The organism is Nocardia jiangxiensis NBRC 101359 (assembly GCF_000308615.1).
GTDB classification, from domain to species: domain Bacteria; phylum Actinomycetota; class Actinomycetes; order Mycobacteriales; family Mycobacteriaceae; genus Nocardia; species Nocardia jiangxiensis.
This window is the reverse complement of sequence record NZ_BAGB01000013.1, coordinates 129,767-149,580: the sequence shown is the minus strand read 5'-3', so window position 1 is coordinate 149,580 and position 19,814 is coordinate 129,767. Positions and strand designations below refer to the sequence as shown.

The following is a 19,814-nucleotide window of genomic DNA, read 5'->3' as shown; positions in this document are numbered from 1 at the left end:
CGCTGGTTAATGCCCATCTCGCGGCGATTTGCGGCGACACCCCGGCCAACGTCCGCAACAGCCCGTTCCGGTGGAGAGTGCCGGAGATGCGGCACTCTCCACCGGCGGTCGGGCTAGTCGGTGATCACCACCCGGACCTCGTCGTCCGCTGCTTCGGTGGACTCCTGCGAGGTCACGAACCAGTGGGTGACCTCGCCGTCGGCGAGGTCGTCGGCGAGGTCGCCACCGTTCGGCAGGACCGACAGGGCGCCCGCGGTGGCCGAGGTCAGGAATTCGGCCAGGGCCGCGGGGCCCGCGGTGGCGGCGGTGAACGTCGTCGACTCGTAATCGATGCCGTTGTCCTCGCGCAGGGTTTCGGCGTGGTCGAGGGCCTGTTCCTGGGTCAGGGTGAACCAGGAACCGTCGGCGCGACGGGCGATGAGGGCCGGATGGTCCTCGTGCAGCGGGCGCAGGCGATCGGCATAGGAGACCGGATGTGCCGGGGCCGCGGCGAGTTCCGCCTGAACCTTCGGATCGGTCGGCACCAGCCAGCGCATCGACTTCGCCGCCGGTTCCAGCGTGATGCCGAATCCCGCACCGACCGAGACGATCTCGCCGAAGGACAACCCGTCCGCGAACAACGCCGCCGCACCGGCCTTCTGCACCGCCCACAGCGAGACCACGGCCTCGACCGAACGCGGCAGCGCCACCGCGACGATGTCGCCGGGGCCCACCCCGCGTTCGATCAGCACCCGCGCCAGCTGCGAGGACCGCGAATCGACCACCTGATAACCGATTTCGGACTCGCCGGCCAGCAGTGCCGGGGCCTGCGGATCCTCTTCGACGACCGCGCCCAGCGTCGTGGCCAGGGTGCGAGCGCCGACCCGCGCGGACGCGGATTCGGTTGCGGCGCCACCGGATTCGACCAGGATTCGGGCGCGTTCGGCGGCGTCGAGGATATCGATGTCGGCCACCAGCGCGTCCGGATCACCGATCAGCGCCTCGAGCACCCGCTCCAGCCGCGCGGCCAGGGTTCGCACCTCGGCCTCGCTGTACCGGCTGGTCAGATACTCCAGGTTCACCGCGATGGTGGTATCGGCGGTCACGGTGATGGTCAGCGGATAGTGCGTACCACCCTTGAAATCGATACCGGTCACCGCGACGCCGTCGATGGAGCTGGCGGCGGCGATCGCCTCCCGATCCACCGGATAGGACTCGAACACGACCAGCGAGTCGAACTGCGCACCGAGTCCGGCCACCCGCAGGATGTCGGGCAGACCGACGTAGTGGTGGTCCATCAGCGCTGCCTGCTCACCCTGCAATCCGGTCAGCAGATCGGCGACCGTGCGATGGTCGTCGACCCGCACCCGCACCGGCAGGGTGTTGATGAACAGGCCGACCATCGACTCGATACCGGTCAGCTCGGCCGGACGGCCGGATACGGTCGCGCCGAACACCACGTCACCGCGGCCGGTCAGGCGACCGACCAGCAGACCCCAGGACGCCTGCACCAGCGTGTTCGCGGTGATCCCGAGATCGGCGCAGAACTTGCTCAGACGCTGCGTCCGCTCGGCGTCGAGTTCGATGCCCACGTGCTCGATCTCGAAACCGTCGACCGCCTTCGGTTGCGGCGCAATCAGAGTCGGCTCGTCGATACCGGCCAGCGCCCGCGCCCACGCCTGCAGCGACTCCTCGCGGTCGCGTACCGACAGCCAGGCCAGGAAGTCCCGGTAGGACGCCACGTGCGGCAGCACGCTCACATCACCGTGCACCGCGTACAGCACCAGCAGATCTCGCATCAGCAGCGGCATCGACCAGCCGTCGAACAGGATGTGGTGCGCGGTGATCGCCAGCCGCCACTGCTGCTTCGGATCGCCGTCCGCGTCGAGCTTGTACAGCCCGAACCGGATCAGCGGCGGCGCCGCCATGTCGAACTGCACACCGCGGTCCTGCGCCAGCTGCCGGTGCAGTTCGGCCTCCCGCTGCTCGGCGGGCAGATCGGTGAGATCCACTTCCCGCCAGGGCACCTCGACGCGCTCCTGGACGATCTGCACCGCCTTGCCATCGGTATCGGTGGTGAAGGCGACGCGCAGATTCTCGTAGCGGTCCGCCAGCGCCTGGACCGCCGCGTGCAACCGATCCGCGTCCAGTGTTCCGGTGAAGTCCAGGCGCGCCTGCTGGCTGTAGACGTCCATACTCGACTCGGACATCATCGCGAGGAAGTACAGACCGGACTGCAGCGGCGAGAGCGGCCACACCTCGGTCATCGCCGGATAGGTCTGCTCCCACGCCCGCTGGTCGGCCGGATCGACCTCGACCAGCGGACCGGTCGGCAGTTCCGGTTCGGAGCCGCCGAGCACCGCACCGGCGGCGATCCCGGCGACGGTGCGCCGCTCGAACACCTCGCGCGCACTGAACACCACACCGCGCGCCTTGGACCGCGACACGACCTGAATCGACAGGATGCTGTTACCGCCGATGCCGAAGAAGTCGTCGTCGACGCCGATGTCCTCCCGGCCCAGCACGTCGGCGAACACCTCGGCGACCACCTGTTCGGTCGGCGTCGACGGCGCGCGGTACGGGGTGGACTCGAATTCGGGTTCCGGCAACGCCTTTCGATCCAGTTTGCCGTTCACGTTCAACGGCAGCGCATCGAGCGTCACGAATGCCGCGGGCACCATGTACGAGGGCAGGTTCGCGGACAGCTCCGAACGCACCTGCGCCACATCGAGATCCGTATCCGAGGTCACCAGATAGGCGACCAGCCGATCACCGAGGCGCGGATCCGACTTGGCCAGCACCGCGGTCTGGGTGATCTGCGGCAGGGCCAGCAACGCCGCCTCGATCTCACCCAGCTCGATCCGGAAACCGCGGATCTTCACCTGGAAGTCGGTGCGGCCCCGGTAATCCAGCTCACCGGCGGCATTCCACACCGCAAGGTCACCGGTGCGGTACATCCGCTCGCCGACGGCGAACGGGTTGGCCACGAACCGATCCGAGGTCAGCTCCGCCCGGCCGAAGTAGCCGCGCGCCAGCTGCGCACCGGCCAGATACAGCTCACCGGGCACCCCGGCGGGCACCGGCCGCAACCGCGAATCCAGTACGTACACCTGGGAATTCCACTCCGGAACACCGATCGGCACCGAAGTCACGTCGGCCTCGCCGACCTGATGACTGGTGATCGACACGGCGGCCTCGGTGGGCCCGTACAGGTTGAACAGCCCGGCCGCATTGCCGGTGCGCAAGCGCTGCGCCACCGAACCCGGCAGCGCCTCACCGATCGCCAGCACGCGCTGCAGCGAATCCGGCAGTGCCCCGTCGGATTCGGTCAGCAGCGCATCGAGCATCGAGGGCACCACGTGCAGCGTGGTCACCGACTCGCGCGCCATCAGCCCGTTCAGATACTCCGGATCCTGATGACCGTCGGCCGTGGCGATGACCAACCGGCCACCGCAGACCGCGGCGGTCCAGAACTCCCAGACCGACAGGTCGAAGGTGGCGGCGGTCTTCAGCAGTACCGAATCCTCCGCGCCCAGACCGAATTCCGCGGTCTCCCACAGCAACTGGTTCACGATCGCCGCATGCGGCACGGCCACGCCCTTCGGGCGTCCCGTGGAACCGGAGGTGAAGATGACGTACGCGGTGTTCTCCGGGCGCAGTACACCGAGCCGCTCGGCGTCCGCGATCGGCCCATCGTCGCCGTCCTGCTCCGCATCGATCCGCACGACCGGCGCGATCGTGGTCTCGAACGCGGTCTCGGCGTTGGTGAGCACACAGACCGGGCCCGCGGTGTCGAGGATGTAATCGGTGCGCTCGGCGGCCTGATCCGGATCCACCGGCACATACGCACCACCGGCGGTCGCCACCGCGTACATCGCCACGACCAGATCCACCGACCTGCGCAGCGCCAGCGCGACCCGCGCCTCCGGCCCCACGCCCAGCGAGATCAACCGGCGCGCAAGACGATTCACCCGCGCGCCGAGTTCGGCGTAGGTGATCGTGCTGCCGTCGGGGGCGATCAGCGCGGCCGCATCGGGCGTGCCCGAGACGGTGCGCTCGAGCAGCGACACCAGGGTCGCCGAACGATCGGTCGCATGCGCGGTCGCGTTGCGGTCCGACACCAGCTCGGTGACTTCGCCCGCGTCCAGGTAGTCCAGATCGCCGACGGGCTTGTCCGGCGCGGCGACGATCTCGCCGAGCAGCCGCACGAACCGGTCCGCGAACACCTGTGCCGTCTCGCGGTCGAACAGATCGGTCGCGTAGGTGAGGTCACCGGCGATGCCGAGCGGCGTGCCCGACTCGTCGTACCCGTCACCCACGATCAGATGCAGGTCGAACTGCGAGATCTCGACGTCCACATCGAGTCCGGACACGGTCAGGCCGGGCAGTTCCAGACTGATCCGCGCCAGGTTCTGGAACGACATGCCGACCTGGAACAGCGGATGCCGCGCGGTGGACCGCTCCGGGTTGAGCACCTCCACCAGACGCTCGAACGGCACGTCGGCGTGCGCGAAGGCCTGGATGTCCGACTCGCGCTGGCTCGCCAGCAGATCGGCGAACGCCGCACCGGGCTCGACCTGCGTGCGGAACACCAGGGTGTTCACGAACATGCCGATCATGTCGTCCAACGCGGCCTCACCACGGCCCGCGATCGGGGTGCCGATCGCGATGTCCTCGGTACCCGACAGACGAGCCAGCAGGACCGCGAGCGCGGTGTGCACGACCATGAACAGCGTCGCGCCCTGTTCGCGAGCGACGTTCACCAGCGCGGCGTGGGTGTCCGCGTCGATCCGCAGGCTCACCGTGCCACCGGCGAAGGTCTGCACCGCCGGGCGCGGCCGATCCGCGGGCAGGTCCAGCTGATCGGGCAGATCCGCCAGCGCCCTGCGCCAATACGCGATCTGCTTGGCCGCCAACGATTCCGGATCGTCCTCGGAGCCGAGCACCGCGCGCTGCCAGATGCTGTAGTCCGCGTACTGCGCGGCCAGCGGCTCCCAGTCCGGGGCAGTGCCCGCGGAGCGAGCGGCGTAGGCGGTCATCAGATCCCGCGTCAGCGGTCCCATCGAGGAACCGTCACCGGAGATGTGGTGCACCACCATGGCCAGCACGTATTCGCCCGTGCCGTCGGCTCCCGCCGCGGACACCTCGAACACGGCCACCCGCAACGGCACCTCGGCGGTCACGTCGAACGAGGCCGAGAAGAACTCGAGCACCGCCGATTCGACCTGATCCGCACCGGTCACCCGGACATCCAGCGCCGGAATCGCCTGCACCGCGGGCAGAATCACCTGCACCGGCCCCTGATCGGTCTCCGGGTACACCGTGCGCAGCACCTCGTGCCGGGCCACCAGATCGCCGATCGCGGCCCGCAGCGCGGGCACGTCCAGCGCACCGGTCAACCGCACCGCGATCGGCACGTTGTACGCGGTGGAGTCCGGATCGAACCGGTTCAGGAACCACATCCGCTGCTGCGCGAGCGACAGCGGAATCTGTTCCGGCCGTTCCAGACTGCCGATCTCGACCCGGTCGCCGCGGCTCTGGGCCGCCACGGCCTCCGCGAGCCCGGCCACCGTCGGCGACTCGAACAGCGAACGCACCGTGACCGTGGTGTCCAGCGCCGCGCCGATCCGCGCGGTGACCTGGGTCGCGATCAGTGAGTTACCGCCGAGGGCGAAGAAATCGTCGTCCACGCCGACCCGATCCACGCCCAGCACCGCGGCGAACACGCCCGCCACGACCTCCTCGATCGGGGTGCGCGGCGCGCGGAACTGCGTCTCGGCCTCGAACACCGGCTCGGGCAGGGCGCGCCGGTCCAGCTTGCCCACGGGGGTCAGCGGGACGCGGTCGATCGCCATGATCGACGCGGGCACCATGTAGGCCGGCAGGCGTTCCTGCAGGTGCGCGGTCAGCGCGCCGACGTCGATCGAATGTTCCGGCGCGGCAACGGCGTACGACACCAGCGCGGTCGATCCCGCCGCACCGCGGTGGCCGAGGGTGACCGCGAAGCCGACCGTCTCGTGCGCGGTGAGGGCGGCGTCGATCTCGCCCAGCTCGATGCGGAAACCACGCACCTTCACCTGGAAGTCGGACCGGCCCACGTACTCCACCGAACCCGACGCGGTCCACCGGACCACGTCACCGGTGCGGTACACGCGCCCGCCGGGCACGTACGGATCCGCCACGAACCGCTGCGCGGTCAGACCGTTGCGCGCGTGGTAGCCCCGCGCGAGCTGGATACCGGACAGGTACAGCTCACCCGCGACGCCCACCGGCACCGGCCGCAACCGCTCGTCCAGGACCAGCAGACGCATACCGCGAATCGGACCGCCGAGGGTGACCGGCTCCTCGGGCACGAGCGCGCCGAGGGTGGTCGCGATGGTGGTCTCGGTGGGCCCGTAGACGTTGTGCATCCGGCGCATCGTCCCGTCGGCCAGCGGCACGACCCACTTGGCGACCAGATCCGCGGGCACCGCCTCACCACCGGCGGTCAGCACTCGCAGGCTGTCGAGACCGGTCGGGTCGACCGTGGACAGCGCGGCCGGGGTGATGAACGCGTGGGTGACGCCCTCCGCGCGGATCAGATCGGCCAGCTCCGCACCGCCGTAGACGCCCGGCGGGACGATGACCAGCCGACCGCCCGCACCGACGGCGAGCAGCAGTTCCAGGATCGACGCGTCGAAGCTCGGCGAGGCGAAATGCAGTGCCCGCGTAGTCGAGTCGAGCCCGTAGAGCTCGAGCTGCTCGTCCCGGAAGTTGGCCAGGCCCGCGTGGGTGACCATGACGCCCTTGGGGACGCCGGTGGAACCCGAGGTGTAGATGACGTAGGCCGGATGTGCCGGAACCAGCGGGCGCACCCGATCCGCGTCGGTCACCGCGGCGGCGTCGAATCCGGCGGTGTCCAGCTCGTCCAGTACGAGCCACTGCACCGAATCGGGCAGCTGCTCGCGCACCGCGGCCACGGTCAGGCCGACCCGGGCGCCGGAATCGGTGAGCATGTGCGCGATGCGGTCGGCCGGATAGGTCGGATCGATCGGCACGAACGCCGCACCCGACTTGGTCACCGACCACTCCGCCAGGTTGGAATCCAGTGATCGCGATATCGCGACGGCCACCAGATCCTCGGCCCCGAGTCCACGCTCGATCAGCAAGCGCGCCAACCGGTTCGACTGATCGTCCAGGTCGGCGTAGGACAGACTCCGGCCCCACGACGGACCCGCCACGGGGGCGTGGCCCTCCACCACGGCGATCGCCTGCGGATCGCGCGTCACGGCCTCGGCCAGCAACTCCGGCAGCGTGCGCGGCGCGGTGGCCGGCAGGCCGGTGCGCGAGATCAGGTCCGCGCGCTCGCTGTGCTCGATCAGCTCGAGATCGCCGACCGAGATGTCCGGCCGCGCCACGATCTGCCGCAGCAACCGCACGAAGCGCGCCGCGATCACCTCGACCGAATCCTGATCGAAAAGGTCACGGGCGAAGGAGAACTGAGCCGAGATACCCGAGTCGTCGTGCGACTCGCGCAGGGTCAGCGACAGGTCGAACTTCTCGATGCCGGAATCGAATTCGACCCCGCCGACTCGCAGATCGGGCAGTTCGAACGTCGTCTCGGGCATGTTCTCGAACGACAGCGCCACCTGGAACAGCGGATTGCGCGCGGTGGACCGCTCCGGGGCGAGCAGTTCGACCAGCCGCTCGAACGGAATGTCCGCGTGCGCGAACGCCTGCAGGTCGACCTCGCGAGCGTCGGCCAGCAACTCCAGGAAGCTGCGCTGCCCGCTCACCTCGGTCCGCAACACCAGGGTGTTGACGAACATACCGATCAGATCGTCGAGTTCGGCCTCGCCGCGACCCGCGACGGGCGTGCCGACGGCGATGTCCTCCGAGCCGCTGAGCTTGGCCAGCAGCACGGCCAGCGCGGCGTGCACGACCATGAACAACGTGGTGTTCTGCTCGCGGGCGATCTCCCGCAGCGCCTCGTGCACGTCGGCGTCGATCGGGAACAGCACGTGCCCACCGCGATACGACGGCACCGCCGGGCGCAGCCGGTCCACCGGCAGGTTCAGCTCGTCGGGCAGATCGGCCAGCGTGGTCCGCCAGAATTCGGCCTGCGCCGACAGGACGCTGTCCGGGTCGTCCTCGGAACCCAGTACCGCGCGCTGCCAGACGCTGAAGTCCGCGTACTGCACCGGCAGCGCAGGCCAGCCCGGGGCCTCACCGGCGGTGCGGGCCGCGTAGGCCAGCATCAGATCCCGGGTCAGCGGGCCCATCGACCAGCCGTCCGCGGTGATGTGGTGCGCCACGAACACCAAGACGTACTCGGCGTCGCCGGGTGCGTCGATCCGCAGCAACCGGGCCCGCAACGGAACCTCGGTCGTGACGTCGAATGCGGCGGTGACCAGTTCGATCACGGTGTCCTGCACCGCGTCCGGCTGCACCGGCACCGGCGTGAGATCCGGAACCGCCTGCGCGACAGGCAGAATCACCTGCTGTGCGAGGCCCTCGCGCTCCGGGTAGATGGTGCGCAGCACCTCGTGCCGCTCCACCAGATCACGCACCGCGGCCTGCAATGCGTCCAGATCGACGTTCCCGGACAACCGCACCGCCGCGGGCACGTGGTAGGCGGTGGAGGTCGGATCGAACCGGTTCAGGAACCACATCCGCTGCTGTGCCAGCGACAGCGGCACCTGCTCGGGTCGCACGGTCGCGGCCAGCGCGGGCCGGGCGACATCCGAACCGGCGTACTGCGCCACCCGCGCGGCCAGTTCGGCCACGCTGGAGCGTTCGAACAGCTCCCGTACCGACACCCGCGTCTGCAGGGCCGTACCCAGTCGCGCGGTGACCTGCGTCGCGACCAGCGAGTTACCGCCGAGGGAGAAGAAGTCGTCGTCCGCGCCGACCCGGTCCACCCCGAGCACCTCGGCGAACACACCGGCCACGATCTCCTCGATCGGCGTGGACGGCGCGCGGAACTCGCGATGGGCGAACTCCGGCTCCGGCAACGCCTTTCGATCCAGCTTGCCGCTGGTGTTCAGCGGGAACTCCGCCAATTCGACGACCGCGGCGGGAATCATGTAGGCGGGCAACGATTCCGCTGCGGCGGCCAGCAGTTCGTGCTGGTCGATCGACTGTCCGGGCGCGGGAACCGTGTAGGCCACCAGCTGATCGCCCAGCTCCGAGGACAGCACCAGCACCACGGCCTGGCTGACCGTCGGATGCGCCAGCAGCGCCGATTCGATCTCGCCGAGTTCGATGCGCTGACCACGGAACTTCACCTGGAAATCGGTGCGGCCGATGTAATCCAGCACCGGCGTGCCGTCGGTGACGCGCCACGCCGCCAGGTCACCCGTGCGGTACATCCGCGCGCCGTCCGTACCGAACGGGTCGGCGACGAACCGGTCCGAGGTCAGATCCGGGCGCGCCACATAGCCGCGCGCGAGCTGGTCACCGGCGAGATACAGCTCACCGGCCACCCCGGCCGGAACCGGCCGCAGTCGCGAATCCAGCACGTACACCTGGGAATTCCACTGCGGCGCACCGATCGGCACACTGAGGCGCTCGGCCTCGGTCGCGGGCCAGTAGGTGATCGAGACCGCGGCCTCGGTCGGACCGTACAGGTTGTGCACCGTCGCATCGGAGATCGCGCGCATCGCCGCGACCGTCTGCGGCGGCAGCGCCTCACCGATGACGAACACGTCGCGCAGGGTCGACACCGCACCGGCCGAGGTGTGCGCGGCGAACACCGTCAGCATCGACGGCACGAAGTCGGTGACCGTAACACCCTGCGCGGCAATGGTTTCCGCGAGGTATTCCGGATCGCGATGACCGTCGTGGGTGGCGACGACGAGTTTCGCTCCCGCGCGCAGCGGCATGAAGTAGCCCCAGAGCGAGACGTCGAACGTCGTCGCGGTCTTCTGGAAGTAGACGTCGCCGGAACCCATCGGGTACTCGGCGAGCATCCAGGTGATCTGGTTGTGGATCGCGGCATGCGAGACCGCGACACCCTTCGGGCGACCGGTCGAACCGGACGTGAAGATCACGTACGCCGGGTTGTCCGGGAGGACGGGTCCTTCCAGTTCGTCGGCCTCCAGCGGCGTGACCTCGAAACCGTCCAGGTCGACAGTCTCCAGATCCAGCACCTCGATGCCCTCGGGCACCGGCACCGCGTCGGCGGTGCGGGTCAGCACGCAGACCGGCTGTGCGGTCTCGAGCACGTGCGCGATCCGCTCGGCCGGATGATCCGGATCCAGCGGCACGTACGCACCGCCCGCGGTGATCACCGCGTACATACTCACGACCAAGTCGATCGAACGACGGATCGACAGGGCGACAAGCGATTCCGGACCGACACCGGCCCAGATCAACCGGCGCGCGAGCAGATTGACCCGCTCGTCGAACTCCCGATAGGTCAGCTCCTCGCCCTCGTAGCTCACTGCCACCCGATCCGGATGCGCGGCCACCGTGCGACGGTATCCGTCCAGCAGCAGCTCCGGTGCGACCTCGTGTCGAGTGTCGTTCCAGCGCACCAGGATTCGATCACGTTCGGCGTCGTCGAGCAGCTCGATCTCGCCCACGCGCCGATCCGGCCGGTCCACCAGCACGTCCAGCACGTGCAGCAGTCGCGCCGACAGTTCCTCGACCTGATCGTCGGTGAAGTGGCTGACCAGGTACTTCATCGCCAGCACGACGGTCGTCTCGGCGCTGACCATCACCGTCATCGGGTAATGCGTGTCGTCGTACATGCCCGCGCCGGTCACCGACATGCCGTCGATGGAACTGGTCGCCTCGATCGCATCCTTGTCCACCGGATACGACTCGAAGATCACGAGCGAATCGAATCCGACGCCGGTGCCCGCCACCCGCTGGATGTCGGTCAGGCCCACGTAGTGGTGATCGAGCAGATCGGCCTGGTCCGCCTGCAGACCGGACAGCAGCTGCCCCACCGACGTCGCGTCGTCGACCCGCACCCGCACCGGCAGGGTGTTGATGAACAGGCCGACCATCGATTCGACACCCGGCAGTTCGGCCGGGCGACCCGAGACCGTCGCGCCGAACACCACGTCGTCCTGGCCGGTCATCCGGCTCAGCAGCACACCCCACGCCGCTTGGATCAGCGTGTTGACGGTGATGCCCAGCTCGGCGCAGTACCGCTTGATCTGCTCGGTCCGCTCGGCATCGATCTCGGTGACCTGCCGGCCGATCTCGTAGGTCTGCTCCTCGACCACGACCTGTGGCGCGAGCAGCGTCGGCTCCTGGACACCGGACAGCGCGGTCTGCCAGGCGCGCAGCGAGGCGTCCCGATCGCGACCGGCCAACCAGGCCAGGTAATTCCGGTAGGGCACGACCCGCGGCAGCACGCTCGCGTCACCGCGCACCGCGTACAGCATCAGCAGATCCCGCAGCAGCGGCGGCATCGACCAGCCGTCCAGCAGGATGTGGTGCGTGGTGATGACGATCTGCCATTCCCGCGCGTCGGTGCGGTAGAGGGTGAAGCGCAGCAGCGGCGGTGCGGACAGGTCGAAGTGCTCGGCCCGATCCGCGGCCATCAGCCGCTTCAGTTCGGTGTCGCGTTGTGCCGCAGGCAGATCGGTGAGATCCACCTCGCGCCACGGCGCCTCGACCCGATCCAGCACGACCTGCACCGAGCGGCCGTCGGCATCGGTGACGAACGCGGTGCGCAGGTTCGGGTACCGCACCAGGATGCCCTGGGCGGCCGCACGCAGCCGTGCGGTGTCCACCGTGCCGCTCAGTCCGACGGTGGACTGCACGGTGTAGACGTCGACGCCGCTCTGCGCCAGCAGCGCGTGGAACAGCAGACCCGACTGCAGCGTCGAGAGCGGCCACACGTCGATCAGCGCCGGATAGTTCCGCTCCCAGATCGCGATATCGGTCTGGGTGGCGGGCACCAGCGGCAGATCCGACGGCGTCAGGCCACCGGCGTCCGAGCGGCGGGCGTGCCGCGCCAGCGCAGTCAGCGCCTCGACCCACAGGTCGGCGAACTCCTGCACCTGCTCCCGGTCCAGCAGACCGGTCGGATAGGTGAACGAGGCACCCAGGCGCAGGCCCTGCTCGCCATCGGTGACGATCGCGTTGATGTCGACCGCGCCGTTGGCGGGCATATCCGCGTCCTGGCCCACGGACAGATCACCCAGATCGTCCACCGGCACCCAGCCCAGTTCGGCGAGTCCCTCGGGCACCTCACCGGCGGAGATCCGGCCCAGGTAGTTGAAGCTGATCTGACCGGGATCGCCCAGCTGCGCAGCGGTTTCGGAGTTCAACCGGCGCAGCAGACCGTAGCCCAGGCCCTTGTCGGGCACGGCCAGCAACTGCTCCTTGATCGCCTTGACCACCGCGCCCAGCGCGGGCCCACCGGCGAACGCGTCGTCCAGATCGGCGCCGGCCGGATCCAGCCGCACCGGGTAGGCGGTGGTGAACCAGCCCACGGTGCGGGACAGGTCCGCACCCGGCACGACGTCCTCTTCGCGGCCGTGTCCCTCGACCCGGATCAGCGAGGCGGCACCGGTGCGCGGACGCCACCGCGCCACGGCCAGTGCCAGCGCCGAGAGCAGTCCGTCGTTGACGCCGCCGCGGTACAGCCCCGGCAGGGTGGTCAGCACGGCCTCGGTGACGTCGGCGGGCACGCTGACGCGCACCTGCTCGACGGTCGCGTTGGTGTCCACGGCCGGATCGAACGGCCGCGCACCCAGCTGCGGATCCGGCGTCGCCGAAACCCGTTGCCAGAAGGGCAGTTCCGCCAGCCGCTCGGCATCGGACGCGGCCTCGGTGAGCGCGTGCGCCCAGCGCCGCATCGAGGTGCCGTTGGCGGGCAACGCCACCGGCTGCCCGGCCGCCAGCTGCGACCAGGCCATCGCGAAGTCCGGCAGCAGGATGCGCCAGGACACGCCGTCCACCACGAAGTGATGACCGACGATCAACAGCGCGTCGCGTCGCGTGCTGCCCGCCTCGGCGGCGAACCACACGAACTGCATCATGGCCGCGTTCGCCGGATCCAGACGTCCCAGCGCCGCATCGAGTTCCGCGGTCGCCAGGCGGTTCAACGCCTCGGTGTCGAGGTCGCCGGGCAGCTCGACGCGATGCAGCAGCGCGTCCACATCGACCGCGCCGGGCTCGAGTGCCTCGAAGGCCCAGCCGGTCTCGGCATCGCCGCGCAACCGCGAGCGCAGCACGTCGTGGTGGTCGAAGACCGCGCCGATCGTCGCGACCAGCGTCGCCCGGTCGATGCCCTCGGGCAGGCGCACCGTCATCGACTGCGAGAACCGCTCGTACGACGAGCCGCTGGACAACAGCTGCGTCATGATCGGGGTCAGCGGGATCTCGCCGACGCCGCCGCCGGGCAGCTCGGCCAGCTTCTTGCGTTCGGAAGCGTCACCGCGCGTGGCGATTTCGGCCAGCGATGCCACAGTGCGCCGTTCGAAGACGTCGCGCGGGGAGAACACCACGCCGCGCGCCTTGGTCCGCGACACCAGCTGAATCGACAGGATCGAGTCGCCGCCCAGGGAGAAGAACGAATCGTCCACGCCCACCTGGTCGACGCCCAGCACCTCGGCGAACACCTCGGCGATGATCGTCTCGATCTCGCCGACCGGCGCGCGGAACTCCCGCGGCGCGAGTTCGGGTTCGGGCAGCGCCTTGCGATCCAGCTTGCCCACCGGCGTCAGCGGGATCTCGTCGAGCACCACTATCGCCGAGGGGACCATATGCGGCGGCAGGGTCCGCGCGACGTGGGCGCTCACCTCGGCCGGATCGACCGCGCGACCCGCGACGCCCAGGATGTACGCCACCAGAATCGTTGCCCCGGCGGCGGTTTCGCGGCCCATGGTGAAGGCGAACTCGACGTCCGGGTGGGTGCCCAGGACGGCGTCGATCTCACCCAGTTCGATGCGGAAGCCGCGGATCTTCACCTGGAAGTCCGAGCGGCCCACGTAGTCCAGCTCCCAGCGAACCGACGCCAGCGCCTCGTTACCGGCGCGCTCGCCCGGTTCGGCGAACCAGCGCACCACGTCACCGGTGCGGTACATCCGCGAACCCGGCGCGCCGAACGGGTTGGGCACGAACCGATCCGCGGTCAGATCCGGCCGGTTCCGGTATCCGCGGGCCACACCTCCGCCCGCCAGATACAGCTCACCCGCGACACCCGGCGGCACCGGATGCAACCGCGCGTCCAGCACCAGGGCCGACATGCCGTGCACCGGCTCGCCGATGGTGATGTGGCGGCCCGGGAACAGCCGTGCGTAGGAGGAGATGATCGTGGTCTCGGTCGGACCGTAAGCGTTGAAGTACTTGCGGCCGGGCTGCCACTTGGCCAGCAGTTCCGGCGTGGTGACGTCGCCACCGACCGAGGCGACCAGCAGCTGTTCCTGTCCGGCCGGATCCACGGTGCCCAGCACGGCCGGGGTGATGATGCTGTGCGTCACCTGCTCGGTGTGCAGCAGCTCGGCCAGATCCGGACCGCCGATGACGTGCGCGGGCGCGATCACCAGCGTCGCGCCGGTGGAGAAGGCGCACAACCATTCCAGCACCGACGGGTCGAAACTCGGCGAGCAGATGTGCAGCATGCGGTGCTGCGACTCCAGCTGGTAGTGACCCACCGCGACGTCGACCAGGCCGCCCAGACCCGCGTGGGTCACGGTGACGCCCTTGGGCCGTCCGGTCGAACCGGAGGTGTAGATCACGTACGCCGGGTGCCGCATGCGCAGCGGCGTGAGCCGGTCCGCATCGGTGATCGGCTCGGCCGAGTGTGCGGCGCACAGCTGCTCGGTCGACGGGTCGTCCAGAACCAGCCAGTCCACCTCGGCGGACAGGTCCGCGACCTGCGCCGAACCCGTGATGCCCAGTACCGCACCGGAATCGGTGAGCATGTGCGCGACCCGGTCCTGCGGATAGTTCGGGTCGACCGGCACGTGCGCGCCACCGGCCTTGCTGACCGCCAGCACGGCCAGCACCATCTCGTAGGACCGCGGGAAGGCCAGGGCCACCAGCTTTTCCGGGCCCACGCCGCGATCGATCAGCACGCGCGCCAGGCGCGAAGACCGCTCGTCGAGTTCGCCGTAGGTGATCGAACGTCCGTCGTAGCGCACCGCGATCCGGTCGCGGCCCAGCTCCACGCCGCGGCTCAGCAGATCCGGCAGCAGACCGGTGGCCATGACGTCGTCGTCGTGCACCTGCGTGAGCAGCTCGAATTCCGGCGTGGTCAGCAGCGGCACGTCACCGATCGAGGCACCCGGGTCGGCGGCCAGCACGCCCAGCAGACGCACGAACCGACGGGCCAGCACCTCGACCGTGTCGTCGTCGAAAAGGTCACGCGCGAAGGAGAATTCGGCCTGCATACCGGAGTCGTCGAGCGACTCGCGCATGGTCAGCGACAGATCGAACTTCTCGATCCCGGACTCGAACTCGACCGCGCCGACCCGCAGGCCGGGCAGTTCGAAAGCGGTCTCGGGCATGTTCTCGAACGACAGCGCGACCTGGAACAGCGGATTGCGCACCGTGGACCGCTCCGGCGAGAGCATCTCCACCAGGCGCTCGAACGGGATGTCCGCATGCGCGAACGCCTGCAGATCGGCCTCCCGGGCCTGCGCGAGCAGAGCCTCGAAGCTCGACTCGGGCCGCACGTCGGTCCGCAGCACCAGGGTGTTGACGAACATGCCGACCACGTTGTCCAGTTCGGCCCGGCCACGCCCGGCGACCGGGGTGCCGACCGCGATGTCCTCGGTTCCGGACAGCTTCGCCAGGAACGTCGCGAGCGCGGCGTGCACGACCATGAACAGCGTCGTGTGCTGCTCGCGGGCCAGGCGCTGCAGTGCGGTGTGCAGATCGGCATCGATGGCGAACGGCACCCGCCCGCCGCGATAGGTCGGCACCCCCGGGCGCGGCCGGTCGACGGGCAGATTCAGCTCGTCGGGCAGGCCCGCGAGCGCGCCGCGCCAGTAGTCGGCCTGGGCGGCCAGCACGCTGCTCGGATCGTCCTCGGCGCCCAGCGCCTCGCGCTGCCAGATGCTGAAGTCCGCGTACTGCACCGGCAGCGGCGACCACGCGGGGGCCTCACCGGTGCAGCGGGACGCGTAGGCGAGCATCACGTCGCGGGTCAGCGGGCCCATCGACCAGCCGTCCGCGGTGATGTGGTGCGCCACGACGACCAGGACGTGTTCGGACGAGGCGTCCTCGGTCGCCACGCGCAGCAACCGGACCCGCAGCGGCACTTCGGCAGTCACGTCGAAGCCCGCGGTGACCAGTTCGGCGACGGTGTCCGGCAACGCATCCGGCCGCACCGCGATCGGCTCCAGATCCGGAACCGCCTGTGCCACCGGCAGAATCACCTGATGCGCGAGGCCGTCGCGCTCCGGATAGATCGTGCGCAGCACCTCGTGCCGCTCGATGACGTCCCGCACCGCGGCCTGCAGCGCCGCGGTGTCCAGCTCGCCGGTCAACCGCACCGCGACGGGCACATGGTAGGCGGCGGACTGCTGGTCGAACCGGTTCAGGAACCACATCCGCTGCTGGGCCAGTGACAACGGCACCAGCTCCGGCCGCATCCGGGCGACCAGCGCGGGACGGTCGGCGGCAGCGGAATCCTGCTCGACCTTGACCGCCAGGCCCGCCACCGTCGAGGACTCGAAGATCGCGCGCACCGGCACCTGCGCGTCCAGCGCCGCGCCGATGCGGGCGGTCACCTGGGTGGCCAGCAGCGAGTTGCCACCGAGGGCGAAGAAGTCGTCGTCTACGCCGATCCGCTCGACGCCGAGCACGTCGGCGAACACGCTCGCCACGATCTCCTCGATCGGCGTGGACGGCGCGCGGAAGGCCGCCGTCTCGAACTCCGGCTCCGGCAGCGCCCGGCGGTCCAGCTTGCCGTTTGCGTTGAGCGGCAACACATCCAGCACGACGAAGGCCGAGGGCACCATGTACGAGGGCAGTTGCCCGACCAGATGGGTACGCAGCGCCTCGACGTCGACACTTCCGGCGGCGGGCACCACATAGGCGACCAGCCGATCACCGGCGCGCTCGTCGGAGTGCACGATCGCGACCGCCTGCGCGACGGAATCGGTTGCGGTGAGCTCGGATTCGATCTCACCGAGTTCGATGCGCTGACCGCGCAGCTTCACCTGGAAGTCGGTGCGGCCCATGTAGACGATCGCGCCGTCACCCGTGTGCCGGACCAGGTCACCCGTGCGGTACATCCGGGAACCGTTGTCCCCGAACGGATTCGCCACGAACCGGTCGGCGGTCAGATCGGCGCGGCCCAGATAGCCGCGCGCGGTCTGCGCGCCCGCCAGATACAGCTCACCCGCGACGCCCACGGGCACCGGGTGCAGCCGCGAATCCAGTACGTACGCCTGCGCGTTCCACACCGGCGAGCCGATCGGCACCGCGGTGCTGATGTGCTCGGCGACCGGCGCGTAGGTCGCGTGCACCGTGAATTCCGTCGGTCCGTAGAGGTTGTGCAGCCGCGCGGACACGCCGAGGCGGCCGAACGCCGCCACGGTGTCCGGGGTCAGCGCCTCACCCGCGACGAACAGGATGCGCAGCGTCTCGAGCGCCAGTGCCGATGCGCTGTCGGAGAACACCCGCAGCATCGAGGGCACGAACGAGGTCATGGTGACCCGCTCGGCGGCGATCATGTCGGCGAGGTACTGCGGGTCGCGATGACCGTCCGGGCTCGCGATCACCATGCGCGCGCCGACGGCCAAGGGGGCGAACAACTCCCACACCGACACGTCGAACGTCGCGGGGGTCTTGAACAGCACCACGTCGTCCTGGCCGATGCCGTATTCGCCGGTGATCCAGGCGATCTGGTTCGTCACGGCGGAGCCGGGCACCGCCACCCCCTTCGGGCGGCCCGTAGAACCGGACGTGAAGATCACATACGCCGGGTTGTCCGGCAGCACCGGACCTTCCAGCTCGTCCGCCGCCAACGGCGTGACCTCGAAACCATCCAGATCGATGGTCTCCAAGTCCAGCACCTCGATGCCCTCGGGCACCGGCACCGCATCTGCGGCACGAGTCAACACACACACCGGCTGCGCGGTCTCGAGCACATGCGCGATCCGCTCCGCCGGATGATCCGGATCCAACGGCACATACGCACCGCCCGCGGTGATCACCGCGTACATGCTCACGACCAGATCGATCGAACGACGAATCGCCAGCGCGACAAGCACTTCGGGGCCCACACCGGCCCAGATCAACCGGCGCGCGAGCAGATTGACCCGCTCGTCGAACTCCCGATAGGTCAGCTCCTCGCCCTCGAAGGCCACCGCCACCCGATCCGGATGCGCGACCACCGTGCGGCGATACCCGTCCAGCAGCGAGGTCGCCTCGACCTGATGCCCGGTGTCGTTCCAGTCCCGCAGGATCAGCGCGCGCTCGGCCTCGTCGACGAGTTCGAACTCACCGGCGGGTGTGGCCGGGGCAGCGGCGATCTCGCCCAGCAGGCGCAGGAACCGGGTCGCGAAGCCCTCGACCGTCGCGGCGTCGAACAGATCCGTCGCGTAGGTGAAGTGGCCGTCGATACCGTTCGGCTGACCGGCGTCGTCGTAGCCGTCGGCCAGGAACAGGTGCAGATCGAACTGCGAGATCTCGGTGTCGACCTCGATCCCGGACAGCGTCAGACCCGGCAGATCCAGATTCGTCACGCCCATGTTCTGGAAGGACAGACCCACCTGGAACAGCGGATGCCGCGCGGTCGAGCGGACCGGGTTCAGCGTCTCGACCAGCCGCTCGAACGGCACGTCGGCGTTGGCGAACGCCTGGATGTCGGTCTCGCGCTGGGTTTCCAGCAGATCGGCGAACGCCGTCGCGGCATCGACCTGCGTCCGGAACACCAGCGTGTTCACGAACATGCCGATCATGTCGTCCAACGCGGCCTCACCGCGACCCGCCATCGGCGTACCGATCGCGATGTCCTCGGTACCCGACAAACGAGCCAGCAGCACCGCCAGCGCGGTGTGCACGACCATGAACAGCGTCGCACCCTGCTCGCGGGCCAGATCGACCAGCGCACGGTGCAATTCGGCGTCGATCCGCAGCGCGGCCTTACGACCGGCGAAGGACTGCACCGCCGGACGCGGCCGATCCGCGGGCAGATCCAGCTGATCGGGCAGATCCGCCAGCGCCCTGGTCCAGTAGGCGGTCTGCTTGGCCAGCAACGATTCCGGATCGTCCTCGTTGCCCAGCAGCGCGCGCTGCCAGATGCTGAAGTCCGCGTACTGCACCTCCAGCGGGGCCCAGCCGGGGGCGTGGCCGGTGGAGCGAGCCGCGTAGGCGGTCATCAGATCGCGCGTCATCGGGGCCATCGAGGAGCCGTCACCGGAGATGTGGTGCACCACCATCGCCAGCACGTATTCGCCCGAACCGGTCTCGAACAACGTCACCCGCAACGGCACCTCGGCCGTCACATCGAAGGTGGCCGAGAAGAATTCGAGCAGCAGCGCCTCGATATCGCCGGCCGCGCCCTCGCGCACCGTCAGTTCGGGCACCGACTGTCCCGGCGGCAGGACGACCTGCACCGGACCTGTCTCGGTCTCGGGGTAGACCGTGCGCAACACCTCGTGCCGGGCCACCACGTCGGCGACGGCCTCGCCCAGCGCGGCGACATCGAGGTCGCCGGTGAGCCGGACCGCGATCGGCACATTGTAGGCCGCGGACTGCTGGTCGAACCGGTTCAGGAACCACATCCGCTGCTGCGCCAGCGACAGCGGGATGCGCTCCGGACGCTGTGTCGCACGCAGCGCGGGACGGCCGCCGGTGTGCTGCTCGACCCGGGTCGCCAGTCCCTCGACCGTCGAATTCTCGAATACGGTGCGCACCGGCACCCGGGCGTCGAG

Annotated in this window: 1 protein-coding gene (cut by a window edge); it reads right to left on the bottom strand. The window is 69.4% G+C overall.

Translation table 11 applies throughout. The features are described 5' to 3' along the window. Nucleotides 1-113 precede the first annotated feature (113 nt). Nucleotides 114-19,814 carry the 3' portion of a non-ribosomal peptide synthase/polyketide synthase gene (locus ON40_RS05105; protein ID WP_040818993.1) on the bottom strand. 30,519 nt of this gene lie beyond the right edge of the window, so 19,701 of the gene's 50,220 nt are visible here — the last part of the coding sequence; its start codon lies off the right edge, out of view; its stop codon occupies nt 114-116.